Annotated in this window: 17 protein-coding genes and 3 pseudogenes; 14 read left to right on the top strand and 6 right to left on the bottom strand. The window is 58.9% G+C overall.

What is annotated here, in order from left to right:
* The first annotated feature begins 95 nt into the window (after positions 1-95).
* The 4 genes from C8D77_RS30050 (at position 96) to C8D77_RS30040 (ending at position 2,233) form a co-directional block, all read left to right on the top strand.
* Positions 96-425: a YMGG-like glycine zipper-containing protein gene (locus C8D77_RS30050; protein WP_109671065.1), complete on the top strand. Its 330-nt coding sequence runs from the start codon at positions 96-98 to the stop codon at positions 423-425.
* A gap of 417 nt (positions 426-842) precedes the next feature.
* Positions 843-1,016 (top strand): hypothetical protein, encoded by a 174-nt coding sequence (locus C8D77_RS37800; protein ID WP_164548590.1) that lies wholly within the window; start codon positions 843-845, stop codon positions 1,014-1,016.
* Between the two features lie 163 nt (positions 1,017-1,179).
* The gene (locus tag C8D77_RS30045) at positions 1,180-1,791 is read left to right on the top strand and encodes a class I SAM-dependent methyltransferase (protein ID WP_109671191.1); all 612 of its coding nucleotides are present in this window, start codon (positions 1,180-1,182) and stop codon (positions 1,789-1,791) included.
* A 226-nt stretch (positions 1,792-2,017) separates the two neighbouring features.
* Positions 2,018-2,233, top strand: coding sequence for a hypothetical protein (locus C8D77_RS30040; protein WP_206438780.1), 216 nt, complete (start codon positions 2,018-2,020; stop codon positions 2,231-2,233).
* A 315-nt stretch (positions 2,234-2,548) separates the two neighbouring features.
* Here C8D77_RS30040 and C8D77_RS30035 read toward each other — a convergent pair whose 3' ends face one another.
* A complete protein-coding gene (locus C8D77_RS30035) occupies positions 2,549-2,857 on the bottom strand; it encodes a helix-turn-helix domain-containing protein (protein ID WP_109671190.1) in 309 nt (102 codons plus the stop codon).
* 35 nt (positions 2,858-2,892) lie between these two features.
* Positions 2,893-3,720 (bottom strand): non-homologous end joining protein Ku, encoded by an 828-nt coding sequence (ku, locus tag C8D77_RS30030; RefSeq protein WP_109671063.1) that lies wholly within the window; start codon positions 3,718-3,720, stop codon positions 2,893-2,895.
* A 100-nt stretch (positions 3,721-3,820) separates the two neighbouring features.
* On the opposite strand from ku, the gene C8D77_RS37795 reads away from it, so the two are divergent.
* From C8D77_RS37795 to C8D77_RS30015, 4 genes are all read left to right on the top strand, one after another.
* Entirely contained in the window at positions 3,821-3,988 is a 168-nt protein-coding gene (locus C8D77_RS37795) for a hypothetical protein (RefSeq protein ID WP_164548591.1), read from the top strand.
* 99 nt (positions 3,989-4,087) lie between these two features.
* Positions 4,088-6,745: a DNA ligase D gene (gene ligD, locus C8D77_RS30025; protein ID WP_109671060.1), complete on the top strand. Its 2,658-nt coding sequence runs from the start codon at positions 4,088-4,090 to the stop codon at positions 6,743-6,745.
* The gene (locus C8D77_RS30020; protein WP_109671057.1) at positions 6,742-7,758 is read left to right on the top strand and encodes an ATP-dependent DNA ligase; all 1,017 of its coding nucleotides are present in this window, start codon (positions 6,742-6,744) and stop codon (positions 7,756-7,758) included. Before ligD ends, C8D77_RS30020 begins: the two co-directional genes overlap by 4 nt.
* Positions 7,759-8,164: 406 nt before the next feature.
* The gene (locus C8D77_RS30015; protein ID WP_109671054.1) at positions 8,165-8,389 is read left to right on the top strand and encodes a DUF768 domain-containing protein; all 225 of its coding nucleotides are present in this window, start codon (positions 8,165-8,167) and stop codon (positions 8,387-8,389) included.
* Between the two features lie 136 nt (positions 8,390-8,525).
* Here the strand turns inward: C8D77_RS30015 and C8D77_RS30010 are convergent, their stop codons facing one another.
* Entirely contained in the window at positions 8,526-9,341 is an 816-nt protein-coding gene (locus C8D77_RS30010; protein ID WP_109671051.1) for a class I SAM-dependent methyltransferase, read from the bottom strand.
* 476 nt (positions 9,342-9,817) lie between these two features.
* On the opposite strand from C8D77_RS30010, the gene C8D77_RS38500 reads away from it, so the two are divergent.
* Positions 9,818-10,207: a hypothetical protein gene (locus tag C8D77_RS38500; RefSeq protein ID WP_245462990.1), complete on the top strand. Its 390-nt coding sequence runs from the start codon at positions 9,818-9,820 to the stop codon at positions 10,205-10,207.
* Between the two features lie 112 nt (positions 10,208-10,319).
* Here the strand turns inward: C8D77_RS38500 and C8D77_RS30000 are convergent, their stop codons facing one another.
* Positions 10,320-10,604, bottom strand: coding sequence for a hypothetical protein (locus C8D77_RS30000; protein WP_126067728.1), 285 nt, complete (start codon positions 10,602-10,604; stop codon positions 10,320-10,322).
* A 491-nt stretch (positions 10,605-11,095) separates the two neighbouring features.
* On the opposite strand from C8D77_RS30000, the gene C8D77_RS29995 reads away from it, so the two are divergent.
* From C8D77_RS29995 to C8D77_RS29975, 4 genes and pseudogenes are all read left to right on the top strand, one after another.
* On the top strand, positions 11,096-13,309 hold the full coding sequence (locus tag C8D77_RS29995) for a putative bifunctional diguanylate cyclase/phosphodiesterase (protein ID WP_109671046.1): 2,214 nt from the start codon (positions 11,096-11,098) through the stop codon (positions 13,307-13,309).
* A gap of 110 nt (positions 13,310-13,419) precedes the next feature.
* Positions 13,420-13,608 carry a hypothetical protein gene (locus C8D77_RS29990; protein WP_109671044.1) on the top strand — a complete coding sequence of 63 codons (189 nt, stop codon included), beginning with the start codon at positions 13,420-13,422 and terminating at the stop codon, positions 13,606-13,608.
* A gap of 618 nt (positions 13,609-14,226) precedes the next feature.
* Complete coding sequence (locus C8D77_RS29985) at positions 14,227-14,694, top strand: hypothetical protein (protein ID WP_109671042.1); 468 nt, start codon at positions 14,227-14,229, stop codon at positions 14,692-14,694.
* A 523-nt stretch (positions 14,695-15,217) separates the two neighbouring features.
* A pseudogene (locus C8D77_RS29975) lies at positions 15,218-15,735 on the top strand (amino acid ABC transporter permease); the annotation flags it as partial.
* On the opposite strand, the pseudogene C8D77_RS38495 reads toward C8D77_RS29975, so the two are convergent.
* Together C8D77_RS38495 and C8D77_RS29965 are read right to left on the bottom strand one after the other, a co-directional pair.
* Positions 15,731-15,905, bottom strand: a pseudogene (locus tag C8D77_RS38495) (ATP-binding cassette domain-containing protein); the annotation flags it as partial. The pseudogenes C8D77_RS29975 and C8D77_RS38495 overlap by 5 nt on opposite strands.
* Positions 15,902-16,021: pseudogene (locus C8D77_RS29965) on the bottom strand (amino acid ABC transporter permease); the annotation flags it as partial. The pseudogenes C8D77_RS29965 and C8D77_RS38495, both read right to left, overlap by 4 nt.
* Before the next feature lie 943 nt (positions 16,022-16,964).
* On the opposite strand from C8D77_RS29965, the gene C8D77_RS29960 reads away from it, so the two are divergent.
* Entirely contained in the window at positions 16,965-17,168 is a 204-nt protein-coding gene (locus C8D77_RS29960; RefSeq protein ID WP_109671037.1) for a CsbD family protein, read from the top strand.
* Positions 17,169-17,232: the final 64 nt, after the last annotated feature.

Raw genomic sequence — 17,232 nt, 5'->3', positions numbered from 1 at the left:
TGTCTTTTATCGTGAGGCCTCGTGCCCCCGTTCCGCCGCATTGCGGCCGCAGGTGGCAAGCCATAGGGATTTCAGGCCTTCAAGGGAGAACGCACATGAACTTTCACAAAGCCATCGCAGCCGTGCTGATGACCGCAGCACTGGCAGGCTGCGCGCAGACCGAAGGCCAGCAGCGGGCCGGAACCGGCGCGCTGATCGGCGGCGCCGGCGGCGCCCTCGTCGGCCAGGCCATTGGCGGCAACACCAAGAGCACGGTCATCGGCGCGGCCAGCGGCGCCCTGCTCGGCGCCGTCGTCGGCTCAGCCACCACCCCACAGCGCCGCGAAGACCAGCGCCGCGGCGACCAGATGTGCCGCTACGAGGATCGCGACGGCCGCATCTACACGGCGCCCTGCGACGACCGGTACTACAACGGCGATTATTGATGCGAGCCTGACGGCGGGACGCGTTTGCCAGCAGGTAGTTGCTCAAGAAAGGAAGGGGAGCTCGTCGCCCGATCCGGCCTAGGTCGGACGGAATGGACGCGTCCGCGACACGTCCATAGGCATATCAGGCTACGTCTATCGGGCGAATTGCGCGGGATCCAAAACGCGCTCACAATCCATTCTTCCGGAGCACAGTACGCCTCAAGAAGCTTGCTGATATTGCTATCGGATTGTTTGCCGACCCCCGTCTTCCCCCCGAAGCCCTGTCGGCAGACGAGGCGGATTCTGTCCCCGGATCCGCCTCTTTGATGTGCGAGGTATCGGCATTCCGCAGGCCGGTTCCGTCTTCGGGCCGCCCCGGTCCCGTCGCCTCGGCCCGATCAGGCTTCAGTGCTATTTATCGCGATGAACGTCATAATGACGCTGGACGCGGTGCGGTTCCAGTTCGAGTGCCAGTTCGGCGTTGGTGGCGAACTCGTCGGTCGAGGAGGCGTCGAGGAACACGCGGTACGAAGTGCCGGCGACCGTCCTGGATTGTTCGCCGGCTGCGCACGCGGAGCGACGGATCCGGCGTCTGGCAAGATCACGTGAGATTCCTTTGTTGAGAATTGGAGGTCGGTGACGAGCCCTCCCATGGCGAAGCTTTGTTGTCACTCGTTGGAGGGCCTTCGAGGGAGAAATTGGCTCGCTGTCATTTTTTGCCCACTTGCCCGGGCTAGACTGTTCTTCGCGGCGGGTTGTGGAGGAGGTCGATGTGACGACAAGCCTTGCCGCCCTGAAAAGCCAAAGCAAACGCGCCGTGAAACGGCTCATCGGTTACGATTCCCGCAACTGGCTGCGCATCCGCCAGATCGAGGCGTTCACGCTCTTTCTCGAAGCCGGCAACCGCAAGGCCTCCGACGTCATCGAGATCTCGCCTGGCTGGAACCGCTATTGGCGGGCGATGTGCCCCAATTACAGGTCGGTCGATTTCCCTGCTTTCGACATCTGCAAGGACCGCACCGACGAGCAATATTCCATCGTCATCGCCGACCAGGTGCTGGAGCACGTGCGCCGGCCGCAGGCAGCGGTGGAAAACATCCACGCCATGACCCGGTCCGGCGGCTGGGCGATGGTGGCGACACCCTTCCTGTTTCGCGTCCACGCCAGGCCGCACGACTACAACAGATGGACCCCCGCCGGCCTCAAGCAGCTGATGGTCGAGGGCGGCTTCGCGGAAGCCAACGTCAAGGTCCACGGCTGGGGCAACAAGGCCTGCGCCAGGGCCCATATCGGCGGCCCCGTGCGCGCCTACGGCCTGTGGCGCGACCTCAGCAACGACGAGGAATACCCGCTGATGGTCTGGGCGTTCGCGAAGAGAGCGTGAGTGGCCGAGCGCGCTAAGTCGCGACCCCTGCAGTTGAGGTCTTTGCGCTCAATTCTGGCTTGAGCCAAATCCGGCTTCTCGACAACGCCTGCGTTAAGGTTCTTGATCCTGGCCGTGCAGCTATCGCTTTTGCTGGCCAACGATCGGCCCCCCGGGGAATGTTCCATGCGCAATGGAACTCGTGGCGTCGGGTGTGGTTATCGACGATCACACAGGAGGGCTGCACATGTCTGGCAACGACAACCATCGCGAAACGGGAGCAACAAAATATCCGGCCAAGACCGGTCCCGACCCTTCGGATTCTTTCTCCCAGGACGCGGCGGGTAACAAGAAGCCGAGGAGCGGGGTGGGACTGACACGGCCTTCGAACGAAGTGAACGACAAGACCCATCAGTCGGACGGGCAGAACCCTTCGGGGCAGATAAATAAGGACAGCCCATGAACGTCGCAAATCTTCGCGCGAAGGCTGATGACTTCGATTGCGTGGCAACAATGTGCATGTTCACAAGGGCCTGCTGTCGACGACATTGATATCGGTCTGAGAACGGTTGAGGCGTCCCGCGACAGGCAACCAGGGGGCAAATGAAGTTCCCCTGCCAATCGCAACGCGATCTGCTGTCCGATCCCGCTTCTTCAGATCGCTGACAAAGCCCAAGGTGAATCGGACATCCCCCATTTTCCGAACTGGCGAAGATGGTTGGACAAGCGAAAGAGCATTACAACGACCAGATGTGAGGGGCTGCTAGCCTGCAGCATTCTACATTTCACTGTTTTCGATGATGCCGGCTTCGCCATCTCGAACGCGTGTTCGCGGTGCCGTCGGCTTCCTTAGGCGAACTCCCGGTCCTCCGCCTTGCGCAGTCTGCCCATGGCTCAGGAAAGCCACGCCGCCCATTTCCAATGCGGCTTGCATCGCAAGGAGCTTGTCGGTGGCCGGTACACGCTTGCCGTTTTCGAAGTCCCTAACCGTTCCTTCGCTCACATTCGCTTTTGCGCCAAGCCTGGCTTGCGACCAATTTAAGAGCCCTCTTGCCGCACGGCATTGTTCCCGGGTTGGTCGGACCACAAATGTCTCCTCGATCGCGTGGGGCGCGGCCGTGCTCAAGCTTTCTTACGCTTCGGCGAAAGGCTCTTTCTGGATGCTGCCAGCCCTTCCTGCTTGAGACTCTTTTTAAGAATTTCAGCCAGGTTGATGACGTTCTCTTTTGGCTTGGGAGCCGGCTTTGGCGGCGCCTTACCCTTGCGCTTCGCATCGATCATGGCGATCAACGCATCTTCATACGTATCTTCAAATTTTGAAGGATCGAAAGTCGTAACTTTCTTGTCGATCAGCATGCCGGCGATTTCGAGCAATTCAGGATCGTATTTCGCCTTCGTCAAGCCATCGAAAACACTGTCTGCCGAGACCACCTCGTTGTGGCTCCGCAATTCTGTCATCAGCATGCCTTTGCCATGAGGTTGGATCAGCACCTCCCGGCCGCGCTGATAAAGGACGATACAGGATCGGGCAGCAACACCCTTGTTCTTCATCGCGTCGCGAATGACGCCGTAAGCCTCGACAGCGGCGCCGTCGGCAGGAATCAGATAGTAGGGTTTCTCGAGATAGCGCGTATCCACGTCGTCAATGGATACGAATTCGCCGACCTCAAGTGTATGATCCGATGTCAGCTTGAGCGCCTTGATGTCGTTGGGATCGATCTGAAGGAACTCATCTTTCTCGACTTCGAACCCCTTCACCTGGTCTTCCGCCTCGACGGTCTTTCCCGTCTGCTCGTCGGCATAAACACTTTTGACCGGCAGACCGTCTTTTCGGTTCAGGATCTTGAAATGAATCTTGGATGCCTCGCTGGTTGCGCCGATAACCTTCACGCCGCAAGCGACGGAACCAACCTTCAGAAAGCCCTTCCAGGCCGCACGCGGCGCAACCATTTAATTTGTCCTGTTTCCGTCGAGGCAAACGAACGGGCGTTTGAATCGTTCCGCTGCATGCCGGTCTTGCCGCTGTCAGGCGTGCCTGACCAACGGACCTATGCTCATCGAGAACGGCCCGCAGCTCTTCGGCAAGGTCTTCAAGGTTGAAGGGTTTTGGCAACAGCTGCGTGCCGAGATCGAGCTTGTCTTGAGCGACCTTGCTGGACCGCGATGTGTCGAGCGCCAATCCGCGGCGACGGAGATTAAGACGCCACATCTCCTCTGAGACGGAAAAAGTGACTGCCGCGTCATTCCAGCGCCGAACGAACCAAATCTCGTCCACGGCGTTGAGTCGCGCGTCGCGTCCTCAGCCGGGATCTGTTGCATGACAAAAGGCGAGCTTTCCACCTATCGCGCCAAGCGTGATTTTACGAAGACGAAAGAACCGAGTGGCGAGCGCTCGATCGCTAAATCGAACCGGCTCCGCTTCGTCATTCAGAAACACGCGGCGACGCGACTGCACTATGATCTTCGCCTTGAGCTCGACGGTGTCTTCAAGTCGTGGGCTGTTACCAAAGGTCCGTCTCTGGATCCTCAGGACAAGCGCCTGGCCGTCCAGGTTGAGGATCATCCGCTCGACTACGGCGACTTCGAAGGTACCATCCCCAAGGGGCAGTATGGCGGCGGAACGGTGCAGCTGTGGGATCGAGGCTATTGGCAGCCGGAAGGCTCCATGCCTCCTGAGCAGGCACTGGAAAAGGGTGATCTGAAGTTCATGCTCGACGGCAAGCGCCTGCATGGAAGCTTTGTGCTTGTGCGCATGAAGCATGACCGCAATGGCGGGAGACGGACGAACTGGCTGCTGATCAAGCATCGTGACGAATACGCGACGGATGGCAACGGCGACGCGGTGCTGTCTCATGATCGATCCGTGGCCTCCGGACGGAGCATGGAAAAAATTGCCGCGGGCAAGGGTTCCGGCCCGAAGCCGTTCATGATGCAAGGCTCTTCTGTGGCCGATGCCGATGCGGTGTGGGACAGCAATCGTGGCCACGCCGCCGACGAGCGCGCCAAGTCGTCTAAGGGACCGGCGAAGGCGGTGCTGCCTGCGAAAGGAGCCCCGCGGGGTTCGACGGCGAAGATGCCTGGCTTCATCGCACCACAGCTCTGCGCGACGCTTTCGCGGCCGCCGGCAGGGACAGACTGGGTTCATGAAATCAAATTCGACGGCTACCGCGTCCAGTTGCGCATCGAGGACGGCGCCGCCACGTTGAAAACACGAAAAGGTCTGGATTGGACGGAAAAATTTGACGCCATCGCAAAAGAGGCGGCCGATTTCCCCGATGGCATTATCGACGGTGAGATCGTAGCGCTCGGCGAAAATGGCGCACCGGATTTCGCCGCTTTGCAAGCCGCGCTGTCCGAGCGCCGGACAAAGGATCTCGTATTCTTTGCCTTCGACTTGTTGTTCGCCGACGGCGAGGATTTGCGCAGACTGTCTCTTACGCAACGCAAAGAAAAGCTGAGCGAGATGCTGGGCGAGGTGGATCGCGGCGAGGAACACCTGATCCGCTATGTCGAGCACTTCACCAATGGCGGCGATGCGGTGTTGCGTTCTGCTTGTCGTCTTTCGCTTGAAGGCATCATCTCCAAAAAGGCTGATGCAACCTATGTGTCGGGAAGGACCGACACTTGGGTAAAATCGAAATGCCGCGCCGGGCATGAGGTTGTCATCGGTGGCTGGTCTACCACCAACGGCAAATTCCGATCTTTGCTCGTTGGCGTCAACCGCGGCGAACATTTCGCCTATATCGGCCGTGTCGGAACCGGCTTCAGCGAGGCAAAGGTCAAGCAACTGCTGCCCAGGTTGAAGGCAATGACGGCGACCAAATCACCTTTCACCGGCGATGGCGCGCCGAAGAAGGACTCCACCATCTTTTGGACGAAGCCGGAACTGGTTGCTGAGATCGAGTTCGCGGGATGGACTGGGGGCGGCAATGTCAGGCAGGCTGCCTTCAAAGCCCTGCGTGAAGACAAACCAGCGAAGGACGTCGAGGCCGAGCGCCCCGCCGATCCTCAGGACACGAAGCTCGCCGACCCTGCCAAGGCAACGCGAGTTGCGGGAAAAAGCCCGGTTGTCATGGGCGTCATCATTTCCAAGCCGGACAAGCCGCTTTGGCCGAACGCCGGCGACGGCGGGCAGCCGGTGACGAAGCTCGACCTGGCCGAATACTTCGAGGCCGTCGGCCCATGGATGATCAAGCATCTCAAGGGACGACCCTGCTCCCTCGTGCGCGCTCCTGATGGCTATGCGGGCGAACAGTTCTTCCAGCGCCACGCAATGCCAGGCACGTCCAATCTGCTGGAACTGGTGAAGGTTTTCGGCGACCACAAGCCATATCTGCAGATCGATCGTGTCGAGGGGCTGGCGGCCATCGCCCAGATCGGCGGCCTGGAGCTGCACCCCTGGAATTGCCAACCCGGGCAACCCGAGATCCCCGGCCGACTGGTTTTCGATCTCGACCCTGGTCCGGAAGTTGCCTTCGCCGAGGTCGTCGCGGCGGCCAAGGAAATGCGCGACCGTCTGGAGGATTTGGGTTTGGTGAGTTTCTGCAAGACGACGGGCGGCAAGGGGCTGCACGTTGTCACGCCCTTGGCGACCCAGCGCAGCAAAACCACATGGCCCGAGGCCAAGGCCTTCGCCAAGGCGGTCTGCATGCAGATGGCACGCGATAGCCCAGACCTCTACCTTGTAAATATGGCCAAGAAGCTGCGGACGTCCCGAATCTTCCTGGACTACCTTCGAAACGATCGCATGGCGACAGCCGTCGCCCCACTGTCTCCGAGGGCGAGAGAAGGCGCAACGGTATCCATGCCCCTGACATGGGGGCAGGTGAAGGTGGACCTCGATCCGAAGAGATACACGGTCGCCACTGTGCCCGGCCTCCTGAAGAAGACCGTCGCCTGGACCGATTACGGTGATGGCGAACGCTCGATCAGCACCGCTATCAAGCGGCTGGGGTCGGCAAAGCTCGCCGCATGACATCTGAAACCGCAAAGCTGCCGTTTGGCGTTCCATTGGACACCGTGCCGATGGAGGCGAAAACTGCAGACGCGTTGCCTGACGGCGCCGGCCAATGGCAGTACGAACCCAAATGGGACGGGTTCCGCTGCCTTGCCTTCAAAGCCGGCGATAAGGTGGACTTGCGCGCGAAATCGGGCAAGCCGCTCGGCAGGTATTTCCCCGAAGTCGTCTCGATGTTGCGAGCCTTGAAGGCCAAAGAGTTCGTGGTCGATGGGGAAATCGTGATCGACGTCGATGGCGCGCTTTCGTTCGATGCATTGCAGATGCGGCTGCATCCAGCGGAAAGCAGGATCCGGAGACTTTCTGCCGAAACGCCGGCCAAACTGATCCTGTTTGATATGCTGGCCGGTCCCGGCGGCAGCGTGATGGACCAACCGCTGTCAGCGCGCCGCAAGGCCCTGGAAGCGTTCATTCCGTCGACTGGAAGCACCGGCCTTGAGCTTTCGCGGTCGACTCAGGACGTGATGACGGCAGTGAAGTGGCTCAGTCAATCCGGGCAGGGTTCGACGGATGGCGTTGTCGCAAAGCGTCTCGACGAAGGATACCGACCTGGCGAGCGTGCCATGGTCAAGGTCAAGCGTCTGCGCACGGCGGATTGCGTGGTTGGCGGATTCCGGTATCTGGCAAGCTCGCCCGAGGTCGGTTCTCTTTTGCTTGGGCTCTATGATGGTGAGGGCAAGCTCGACCATGTGGGATTCACCTCGACGATCGCTGAGCAGGACCGGCCACAATTGACGCGACAACTCGAAGCTTTGCGTTCACCTCCCGGCTTTACCGGCAAAGCGCCGGGTGGCCCAAGTCGCTGGAGTACGGAAAGAAGCGGGCAATGGGAGCCATTGAAGCCGAAACTGGTCGTAGAAGTTCGGTTCGATCATGTCACAGGCGATCGCTTTCGGCATGGGACCAAGTTCATACGCTGGCGTCCCGACAAGCACCCCAAACAGTGTACGTTCGACCAGCTGCTGAAATAGCGAACGGGGCCCCGTCCATTTCTGAGGGTGCCGGGTAAGGCCATTCGGGCAGTAGCCATCACAGCGTAGGATCAAAAAGGTGGGACCACGCGGAGAGCCGTCGCTACCGCTTCGGCAGCATCCTCGGCCAAATAATATCGGCCCTCAAGGGACTGTCCGGTCAGCGCGCCAAACTCCACCTGTCGTGCTAGGTAGCATTGTCTGGATCTCAAGTGAGGTCGCCAAATCCTACTCCGCCTCAAAGGCAGGTAGCGGTGTGTGCTCTCCGGTTTGGCAAGTATCTGCGGGCGGTTCCGCAGGCATGTGCCCAGGAAGATGAAAGACCCCGAACCAGCTCTCGGTGTTCTGCGCGCAAAGGCGCGGAATGCCCAGCGGAACCGAACGACACCCGCGAACTTAAAGCGATATGAGCACGCGTGGCGCCGACTTTCTCTATCACTGGATTTCAGAACACCTGCCTGAAAAGGCGCCCCCTGATCTGCTGGTTTCGGTCGCCGATCTGGCGGACGAGGCCATGCAAGAGGCCGGCCGGCAGGGAATATCGACCGAAGAAGTCGACGAGGAAGTAGAGAGCGTCTACGAAGCGATTTTTCATGCCATGGAATACCGGGCAGGCGGGTTGGTGGACTGAATCGCTTCCTGTTCGTTGCGGCCGAGTTGCTACTTCACCCACCCCCACTTTTCTACGTCATGATCGTTGCACTGGTGGTCGGCACGACGCTGTCGATTGCTCTATCGCTCGTGCGTCATCGTGCGTCGGGCTCGGGTCAGGCAGTCTTCGAGACAATGACGGCCAGCGATGCCAACCGGCCTTCGCTCAGGCTGCGGATGTAGTTCTTGCGTCGCTGCACGAATTCGGCGCCGAGCACGATTTCATTGGCCTGCTGTTGGGCCGGCGAGGGCATGATGCCGGAGCTTGCCCTTTTCAATGCCAGTTCGACATGTTCGCCGGTCTCGTCAATGATGTCGTCAACATGGAAGCCTGCGTCGACGAACAGGGTCTTCAGGGCGTTTCGGTCAACAAGGTGGCTGGCCTCCGGCGCGACCGCCCAGGGCAACGGGTAATGCGGCTCACCGCCCGCCAGCACGGCTTCGGTCCAGATCAACTTGCCGCCCGGTTTCAGGACGCGAAAAGCCTGCCCGATGACGGCAGCCTTGTCGGCGATGTTCATGCCGACATAGAAGCAGATTGCCGCGTCGAACGTGTTTTCGGCAAAGGGCAGTTTCGCCGCATTGGCTTCGTGGAAGCGAACCTTGTCGGCCAGGCCGCTGAGCTTGGTCAGTCGGCTGGACGCCGCGACAAAGGCTGGCGTGAGGTCGACGCCGTCGACGTCGCAGCCATAGGTGGCGGCAAGGAAGCGCGCCGGGCCGCCAATGCCGCTGCCGATATCGAGGATCCGGTCGGTGGGCGAGGGGGCCAGACGAGCAGCATGATCCTGCGTGGCAATGAGCTCGCGGCCATGCAACTGGTCGAACGGATAGAGTTGCGCGGCACTGAGACTGTCGGGTTTGGCGTCGGGGATCGCGGCCAATATGCGCTCGACGATACCGTCGCTGCCGTAATGCGTGGTGACGCTGCTCATGGATACTCCCTAAGTGCGCAGCTTCCCACTATTGCGTGAGTTCGGCAATGTTTGGCGCCCGTGGGATTCCAATGTCCGCGCCGAGAACCCCATTGTCGGTCCGGATGTCCTCCGCAAGGCGCTCGGTTGCCCAATCGGTCTAAACGAAGTTCCCTGGTTCGCCTCCAGCTCAGCTGATGGTGGACAGAATAAGAACATCGAAGTCAGGAAGCTCTTGACGATAGAGGAATATATTCCTTATTTGATGAGATGTAGATTAGCAGTAGGCGGTCGGTGAGGTCGCGACAGCGCGGCGTGACCGGTCGGACAGAACATCGTTCCGATCAGATTGGGACCATGTGCGGGCGGATAGTCCGGGATGCCTTCTGCCAATGGCGTCGTGTCGAGCAAGCCGATGAACGCCTGCTGAGCGAGCGGCCGCAGCAGAGCCGTTGGGAATTTACGCGTCACAACGCACCTCAGGAGCAGCCGAAGCGATGCAAGACCTCATCGATTTCTTCCAGACCAACTCGGTGCTGGTAGTGGCCAATCCAACGGTGTTTGCAACCTGCGCTGTCCTTTTTGCAAGTGGCGGTTTTGTGGTTGGACGATACTTTTTGACCGAACGCCTCGCCAACCTCGAGAGCCGCATTGCGCGGCGCGACGAGGAAATCAAGGAATTGAAATCTCTTGGTTCGGCGAAGCACTCTGAGCCTCCCCTCATTCCCATCATAGGTACCAGCGCGATCGGCGCATACGAGTGTCGTGAAGTTTCGTGGTGCGAGGCCTGTGGTCGCAATCCCAATGATGACAGCGGCGTTTCAAGCGGCAAAACAGCGGCGAGCTTTGCAGGTCTCGCGTGGCATGGGTCAAAAACAGGACGATGAACAAAATGAGGAGGGCGAAGGCGATTCCGGTGACAAGTGGCATTGCGCGTTCTCTGGCGATCGAACCTGCCGGACGACTGCACTCCCTGACAAAGAAAAGCCCGCAGAACAGTCAGCCCGATCGTATGACGCCCGGCTCTTCGGGGAACGGATCACTGATCGGCTGCCGCCGGGATTCGTCGCGCATCACGTCCGAGAAGTTGACGGTGGCGACCAGATAGCCGGCCTCATCATATACCTTGGTGATCGACGCGGTTTGATCGACGCTTCGATGCGCAAGCAGCACTGCGTGAGCTTTTTCGATGGCGCGCGGACTTGCGAGGTCTGCGCTGGCCAACTCTTCCTCGGATATCGTCGTGCGGTCGGAATCGATGGTCTCAAAGCGGAATTTTGGCATGGACATCTCCTGTCATCAAGCAAATGTCCCTTGAGCCGTTGTGTTCCAACTTGGCCATGCGTCGTCATGGAACAACGGGTAAATATCGTCGGCTTCGTGACATGGGGACCACAGCGGACGGGCGACAGACGGTCCGGCATCCACTCGTCTGGCCGGCGCTAGGGCGGCCTCAACGCAACCGAGCGATCACATTGGTTCGATCAACTGCACTTGCTCTCAGTGCGGTCGGCGCAACAGAGTAAAGGTCAGCCTTCGCGACCTTGTTGTACTCGTTTTTGGGTCGAACCCGAGCAACATCGCGAGCCCGGCCACAACGCTTGATTCGTCCAGCCAAATCACTGCCTGGCCCGGATCGAATCGCAGCAACGCTAAATTCGAGCCCTCTTTGCCCCCTTCAAGGCGCGACGGCGACACGACATATCACCGAGCAGCTTGTCGAGCGACCGGTGCCTTTTAACCGTCCAGAAGCTTTCCTATTGTAAAGGAGGTTCATGAAACCGCTACGGCATTTTGGCGAACCAACCCGCCGTCTCTTCCTGTTGAGAACGGCTTTGCCCATCATCATGTTCACGCTGGTAGTTGCTACCGTCACCACAGGACTTTTGCTGTGGTCGGCTATCCAGACTGACAGTGTTGCCGTGTCGCGACAGAAAAGCCTAGTTGCCCTTATCGTATCCAATCTGGAGAACGGAGTGGCACATGACCAGGAGAGCGTCACGGTTTGGGACGATGCGGTCAATGCGCTGCGGACCCGCGACGCAAAATGGATCGATACCAATCTCGGAAGTTGGATGCACACCTACTTTGGCCATGACGAGGTCTACATTCTCGACGCCAATGACGCCCCGGTCTACGCATTCGTCGACGGCTCGACTGCTGCGTCCTCCAGCTACCGTTCCGTTAGCCAGATGACAGCGCCTCTTGTCGTTCATCTTAGGGCAAGACTGAAACGTGGGGACACCGAGGGAGTAACGGAGCGGGTGCTCACGATAGGTGCCTCCGATATGGCCGTTGTCTCGGGCCATCCTGCCATTGTGAGTATAAAGCCGGTCGTTTCCGACAGTGGCCACATCGCGCAAATACCGGGTCAGGAGTTTCTGCACGTCGCGATTCGATATCTCGATGGCGGTTTCCTTAGCTTGCTGCGCCAGGATTATCTGCTCGACGGGGCGCGTTTCTCCTGGGCGAATAGGCTCGCCTCGGCAGAGACATCTTATCCCCTCATCGACCGATCTGGCTCGACGATCGGCTTCTTCGTCTGGCAGCCATATCGGCCCGGGACCTTCGCCCTTTTTCAACTGCTTCCAATTGTCGTCGCCTTATTCGCGCTGGTGCTGGGCGGTGTCGGTGTAGCCCTGAGGGCCTTTCGCAGGCGAACTTTGAAGCTGATTGAATCGGAAGGTCGAATCTTTCACCTCGCCCACCACGACTTCCTCACGGCGCTGCCCAATCGTGTCCAATTCAACGACCGTTTGGCTGACGCGCTATCGCGACTGCCCTCGACGGGAGAGCAGCTGGCAATTCTTTACCTCGACCTCGACAGGTTCAAGCAGGTTAATGATACCTTTGGTCATCCCGCTGGCGATGAGTTGCTTAGGGAGTTCGCAGACCGGCTGAGGCGGCTAACCACTGATGCAGATACGGTCGCGCGCTTGGGAGGCGACGAATTCATCATCATCCAGCGTTCGGTCGCAGGCGAAGATGAGGTCAAGACATTGTGCGAACATTTGCTCGAGACCGCTCGCCGGCCATTCCAAGTCGCGGGAGCTCAGCTCTTTGTGGGGGTGAGTGTCGGCGTAGCGTTCGCTCCAAGGGACGGATTGGAGTGGGTGGAGTTGGTGCGCAGAGCAGACGTTGCACTGTATCACGCCAAAGCCGGCGGCCGCAGCGGTTATGCATTCTTTGGAACCGAGATGGACCAGACGCTGGTAATGCGCAAGGGTCTCGAACAGGACCTGCGCACTGCTTTGCAAGCGCCCTGCCAGATCCAGGTTCACTACCAACCGCTATACACTGCAGACACAAACAGGATGACGGGCGTTGAAGCCCTTGCTCGCTGGTCGCATGTGGAGCGTGGTTGGGTTGCCCCCGACTTGTTCATACCGTTGGCCGAAGAAACGGGGCTCGTTGAACAACTGGGCGAGCTGGTTCTCCGGCAGGCATGTCTCGATGCTGTGCACTGGCCAATAGAGACATTGGCAGTGAACGTGTCGGCTTTGCAGCTGAGCAATCCGAGTTTCGCCATGAGGGTGACGAGCATCTTACTGGAGACTCAGATGGATCCTCGACGGCTCGAACTCGAGGTTACCGAAAGCACGCTATCTCAAAACCGGACTGAGTGCCGGCAAAACATCGAAGCGTTGCGCAGCATCGGCGTGCGCTTTGCTCTTGATGATTTCGGGACGGGATTTTCCTCGCTTGGACGCCTGCAAAGCCTGGACGTCGATCGGATTAAGATCGATCGGAGTTTTGTGCAGGGCTTCGGTCACTCAAATGGTGACGAGGCTATTGTTCAGGCCATAGTCGACCTGGCCCGCGCCACTGGCCTCAGCACCACGGCGGAAGGTGTGGAGACGCAGAGCCAGTGCGATGTTCTGCGCAAACTCGGCTGCGAGCAGCTACAAGGATTCTTGCTGTCCAGGCCCGTGCCCAAGCAAGAGGTTGAAGATCTCATAGCGGGAGCAGCAAGGCGCGCTTCCGCCTGAGGCCGCCGAATTGGCTCCGCCCGGCTGGTGAGCGGGCAGTTTCGATATGGCCCCCTCGACTTGCGCCCGCGATGGTGCTTTCCTGTCTTGCTGGAGAGGCAAGGAATGGTATGGCAAGGCTCGGCCGGTTCATACTCTGGCTGTTTATCGCGCCAGGCGACATTCTCTCCGATCGGCTTGGCGTTACCAAAGACCAAAACCGCGACCTCGTTCGCATGCTCGTCAATTCGCTCTTCTGGATATTGATCGTCATCATCGGCTTAGCGATCTGGACGTCACGAATGCCGGCGTTCCGATAAGCGGAGATGTAACTACCCTGTTGAAGTGGTGCAGCGAGCGCAGTTCTCCCGTGGAGCCGACGTATTCAAGCGCCTGGTATTTTCGCTGATCAGGTTGCCATCTTGTGTCCACTGCCAAAGCAGACAAGCGCTCCGGATTGGCTTCGGTGGAACAGCTTCGTCAGCACATAGCTGCGGGGCACAAAGTGGCGCCCGCTGTTTGTTACCCAACTACGACTGAAGTCCTAGCGGTGGCCGGCAAAGGTCCGTACTCGGCAACATTTGGCGCCGCCGACCGTTTCGAAACGACCGCCGATTATTAGTCCCTTCATCGTCGGTCGTACCCGCCAGACGGGGGTGGCGGGTACTCATTTGCGGAGGATTCGGGTGCGGCTTGGCGAGGTCATAGCAAACACGTTCACTGCGCTGCTCGTCAGTGGCATTGTCGGAATTTTGTTCTTCCTCTCGGGTCGGATACCATGGCCCGAACGACACGGACGGATGGTGATTATCCAGCCGATTGACCGAATAACTACGACCTCGACCGAGACTCAACTGCTGCTACCGGCCACTTTTGACGCGACTAAAGCGCCTGCGAGACCGAAGCGTCTGGCCTCGAACCAATGATAGACCAAGCCAATGCCACGTCTTGTGCTGAGCCTATTCGCCTATCTTTTTTGCTCCACGCTTCTTCAGGCTCAAGCGTGGCAGCCCTTCGGCGTCCGGCAGCTTGGCTTCACGTTCGATGTTCCTCCTGGTTTCGTGCTGACACAGCATGAGGATCAGGGTGCAGCTTTTCAGGGCCCAAGAAACGCGTTTCTTGCCGTATGGGGTGCAAGGCTCGGCAAGGCCAGCTTTCGCGCAGAGATCGAACATCGGATGATGGAGGACGAAAAGGCGGGCTGGCAGCTCAGCTACCGGCGCCTCACCCCGAAATGGGCTAGCTATTCGGGAGTCAAGAATGGCGAAATCCGTTACGTCCGTGCCATTAAAGTCTGCAACGACCGCGCCGCTCTTTTCACAATCAATTACAGCAGATTTGAAAAGACACCGTACGATCCAATTGTTGTGCGTATGGTGCGGTCTCTGAAAGCCGAAGGCTGCTAGCCGACAGGCGCAGCGACTTTGTGTTGGTACTCCGCTGCAACATGGCGTTAGAGCCGCACCACCTTGTCAAGGCGAAGTCTTATTCGCTGGCCTTCCGCATATGCCATCGCGAGCGATTCATGCTCAAATGAATGGGTAAGTTCTCCGTCATCCGACACTATGCGGACGAACCACTCTCCGCATGCCTCGATCATTTCAACGCAAGGTGAGACCTTGCCTTTCGGCTGCACGCTATCCATCGCAGCCTCCCCTAAAAAGGAAGATTAAATCCGTCAGGATCAGGCCTGCAAGGCTTTGAAAAATACGTACATTGCGTAGAACCCACCCGATGCGTTGATGGTCAGAAGCTTGTCGGAATTTTAGCTCGCTCTAATAATTTATGCGGCAGCGGGATCCCAACGGCCCGTGAGCTCCACCTCAGGGGCGACCCGCCGCTGCCGTGAATGGGGCGGCGGGATTCCGCTGAACTTGGGGTCAGTCAACACCATGCGCGACGGCGTTCCGGTCCGAACATGCACCCTAGAAGCTGCCGTTCCTGATCAGCCAGGGCGTTGTCACCACGCTCTACGTCTCGGCGATTTCCATCGTCATCGCTTCGGTCATCGCGGTCGCCGGCGCGGTCGCCAAGCTTTCCAGCAATGGTTTCGCCTACGCCATCGCCAGCTTCTACACGTCCTTCTTCCGCGGCCTTGCGCTGCTCATCCAGGTTTACCTGATTTATCTCGGCCTGCCGCAACTCGGCTTCGTCATCAACGCGGTGCCTGCCGGCATCCTGGCGCTTTCGCTCTGCTACGGCGCGTACATGACCGAGATCTTTCGCTCCGGCATACAAAGCATCGATCGCGGCCAGTGGGAGGCGTCGCGCTCCATGGGCTTCGGCTTCGCCTTGACTATGCGCCGCATCATCCTGCCGCAGGCTCTGCCGGTCATCATTCCGCGACAGGCAACCAATTCATCTCGATGCTGAGGGATTCCTCGCTGGGCTCGGTCATCGGCGTTTGGGAGCTAATGTTTCTGGCGCGCACACTCGGCCAGAAGACCGCTTCGAGGCGATTGAAGCAACGGATCAGTGTCGACTTGCCTGAGCCGGATGGCCCGCAGATGGACGATGCGTTCGCCCTTGTGGACCGTCAGATTGATGTCCTTCAGCGCGTGGAACTGAGCATACCATTTGATATGGCCTTGGCTTCAATAATGGCCTGAGCGCTCATCGCACCTTGCTCCTGTGGCAATGCCGCTCGATCCGCGCCTGAATCAGTTCGAGGCAGATCGACGGCATCCAGTAGATCATGGCCGCCGAAATCAGCATCTCTATGTGTTGAAAGGTAAAATCCGTCATCGAAGAGAATATCCCTGAAGACAGATGGCGGGCACTGGCCGCCGACTTTATCCGCGACTTCACTGGGAGCGATGACATCGATCCCGCGTTGCTGGAATGGCTTGTGCGAAAATAGTCGGCCACCTCAAATTGCAAATTGAAGCACTTTCACGCCTCACAGCAGCCGGTCTGCCCATAGTGAAAATCTATCCCCACGGCCGTCACGACCGACGCAAAAGTCATCCGGCAGGACATCCTTGGTAACCCTTTTGGCGCAATTGCGTGAACACTGAGGTTTCATGAGCTTGCGAGTTTCCGGGTCATCATGGTCCTTCCAATGGCTCTCGCCGCACCAGTCATGACCTAGGGCTGGAAGGTGGCCATTCATGGTTCATCCATCATATTAGGCCACGATCATATGCGGACATGACAGGTAGATAGTACATGCCTCGAAGCCCTCGGCGCTAGTGATGCGCCGGGGGCTTTAACTTTCATCTCCGGCAGCACGTTTGCCTGTGACATTGTGGTGGTTCCCGATCTGTCGACGGAGATGTGAAGCATAACCACCGGCACCCAGCGAAATAGGCGCCAACGCAACCGCCACTTCACGGAGCCTCCTGCAGGATGGACGAAAGTTCCGACAACATTTCACCGATTGCCAATGGGCCGAAACGGCACTTCGCTCGCAGGCGGCAACTTGAGATCGACTTCGAACCGGTCACCCAATCCTCGCTCGCGATCACTGCGCGGCGTGTGGAGTGCCCCGGAGCGCTCGCGCTGCCTCACAATGGCCGCAACCACCGTCAAGCTGTTCCGTGCGTTTTACGATTAGCTTAAGTCCTATCGCCCGCGAAACGCGCGCCGGCAGGTTCGTGGTCCCGTGGAACCCCACGGCCACAAGACCGTTTCACCGTGAAACGCAGTCTTTCACCGTGAAACGGAGGTCGCTACCATGGATTGGAACCGGGTCGAAGGAAATTGGAAGCAGGTCAAGGGGAAGGTGAAGGAGCAGTGGGGCAAGCTCACTGATGATGATCTCGACCGCATCGCGGGTAAGCGCGATCAGCTCGAAGGCATAATCCAGGAACGCTACGGCATTGAGAAGGATCGCGTCCGGCGTGACGTCGATGACTGGTACGATCGACAGGGCTGGTAGGTTCACGGCACCTTCGCCTACCACGGTCGCTGGTTCACATAGTTTGGCGGTCGCAATTGCTGGG

This window comes from Mesorhizobium loti, from assembly GCF_003148495.1.
Classification (GTDB): Bacteria; Pseudomonadota; Alphaproteobacteria; order Rhizobiales; family Rhizobiaceae; genus Mesorhizobium; species Mesorhizobium loti.
Note: the sequence above shows the minus strand (reverse complement) of the source record. Positions and strands in the feature narration are given on the sequence as shown.

What these genes read in the sequence shown, in the direction of transcription:
- C8D77_RS30050 (WP_109671065.1), top strand. Translation starts at nt 96, where the DNA reads ATGAACTTTCACAAAGCCATCGCAGCCGTGCTGATGACCGCAGCACTG.
- C8D77_RS37800 (WP_164548590.1), top strand. Translation starts at nt 843, where the DNA reads ATGACGCTGGACGCGGTGCGGTTCCAGTTCGAGTGCCAGTTCGGCGTT.
- C8D77_RS30040 (WP_206438780.1), top strand. Translation starts at nt 2,018, where the DNA reads ATGTCTGGCAACGACAACCATCGCGAAACGGGAGCAACAAAATATCCG.
- ku (WP_109671063.1), bottom strand. Translation starts at nt 3,720, where the DNA reads ATGGTTGCGCCGCGTGCGGCCTGGAAGGGCTTTCTGAAGGTTGGTTCC.
- C8D77_RS37795 (WP_164548591.1), top strand. Translation starts at nt 3,821, where the DNA reads ATGCTCATCGAGAACGGCCCGCAGCTCTTCGGCAAGGTCTTCAAGGTT.
- ligD (WP_109671060.1), top strand. Translation starts at nt 4,088, where the DNA reads ATGACAAAAGGCGAGCTTTCCACCTATCGCGCCAAGCGTGATTTTACG.
- C8D77_RS30020 (WP_109671057.1), top strand. Translation starts at nt 6,742, where the DNA reads ATGACATCTGAAACCGCAAAGCTGCCGTTTGGCGTTCCATTGGACACC.
- C8D77_RS30015 (WP_109671054.1), top strand. Translation starts at nt 8,165, where the DNA reads ATGAGCACGCGTGGCGCCGACTTTCTCTATCACTGGATTTCAGAACAC.
- C8D77_RS30010 (WP_109671051.1), bottom strand. Translation starts at nt 9,341, where the DNA reads ATGAGCAGCGTCACCACGCATTACGGCAGCGACGGTATCGTCGAGCGC.
- C8D77_RS38500 (WP_245462990.1), top strand. Translation starts at nt 9,818, where the DNA reads ATGCAAGACCTCATCGATTTCTTCCAGACCAACTCGGTGCTGGTAGTG.
- C8D77_RS30000 (WP_126067728.1), bottom strand. Translation starts at nt 10,604, where the DNA reads ATGCCAAAATTCCGCTTTGAGACCATCGATTCCGACCGCACGACGATA.
- C8D77_RS29995 (WP_109671046.1), top strand. Translation starts at nt 11,096, where the DNA reads ATGAAACCGCTACGGCATTTTGGCGAACCAACCCGCCGTCTCTTCCTG.
- C8D77_RS29990 (WP_109671044.1), top strand. Translation starts at nt 13,420, where the DNA reads ATGGCAAGGCTCGGCCGGTTCATACTCTGGCTGTTTATCGCGCCAGGC.
- C8D77_RS29985 (WP_109671042.1), top strand. Translation starts at nt 14,227, where the DNA reads ATGCCACGTCTTGTGCTGAGCCTATTCGCCTATCTTTTTTGCTCCACG.
- C8D77_RS29960 (WP_109671037.1), top strand. Translation starts at nt 16,965, where the DNA reads ATGGATTGGAACCGGGTCGAAGGAAATTGGAAGCAGGTCAAGGGGAAG.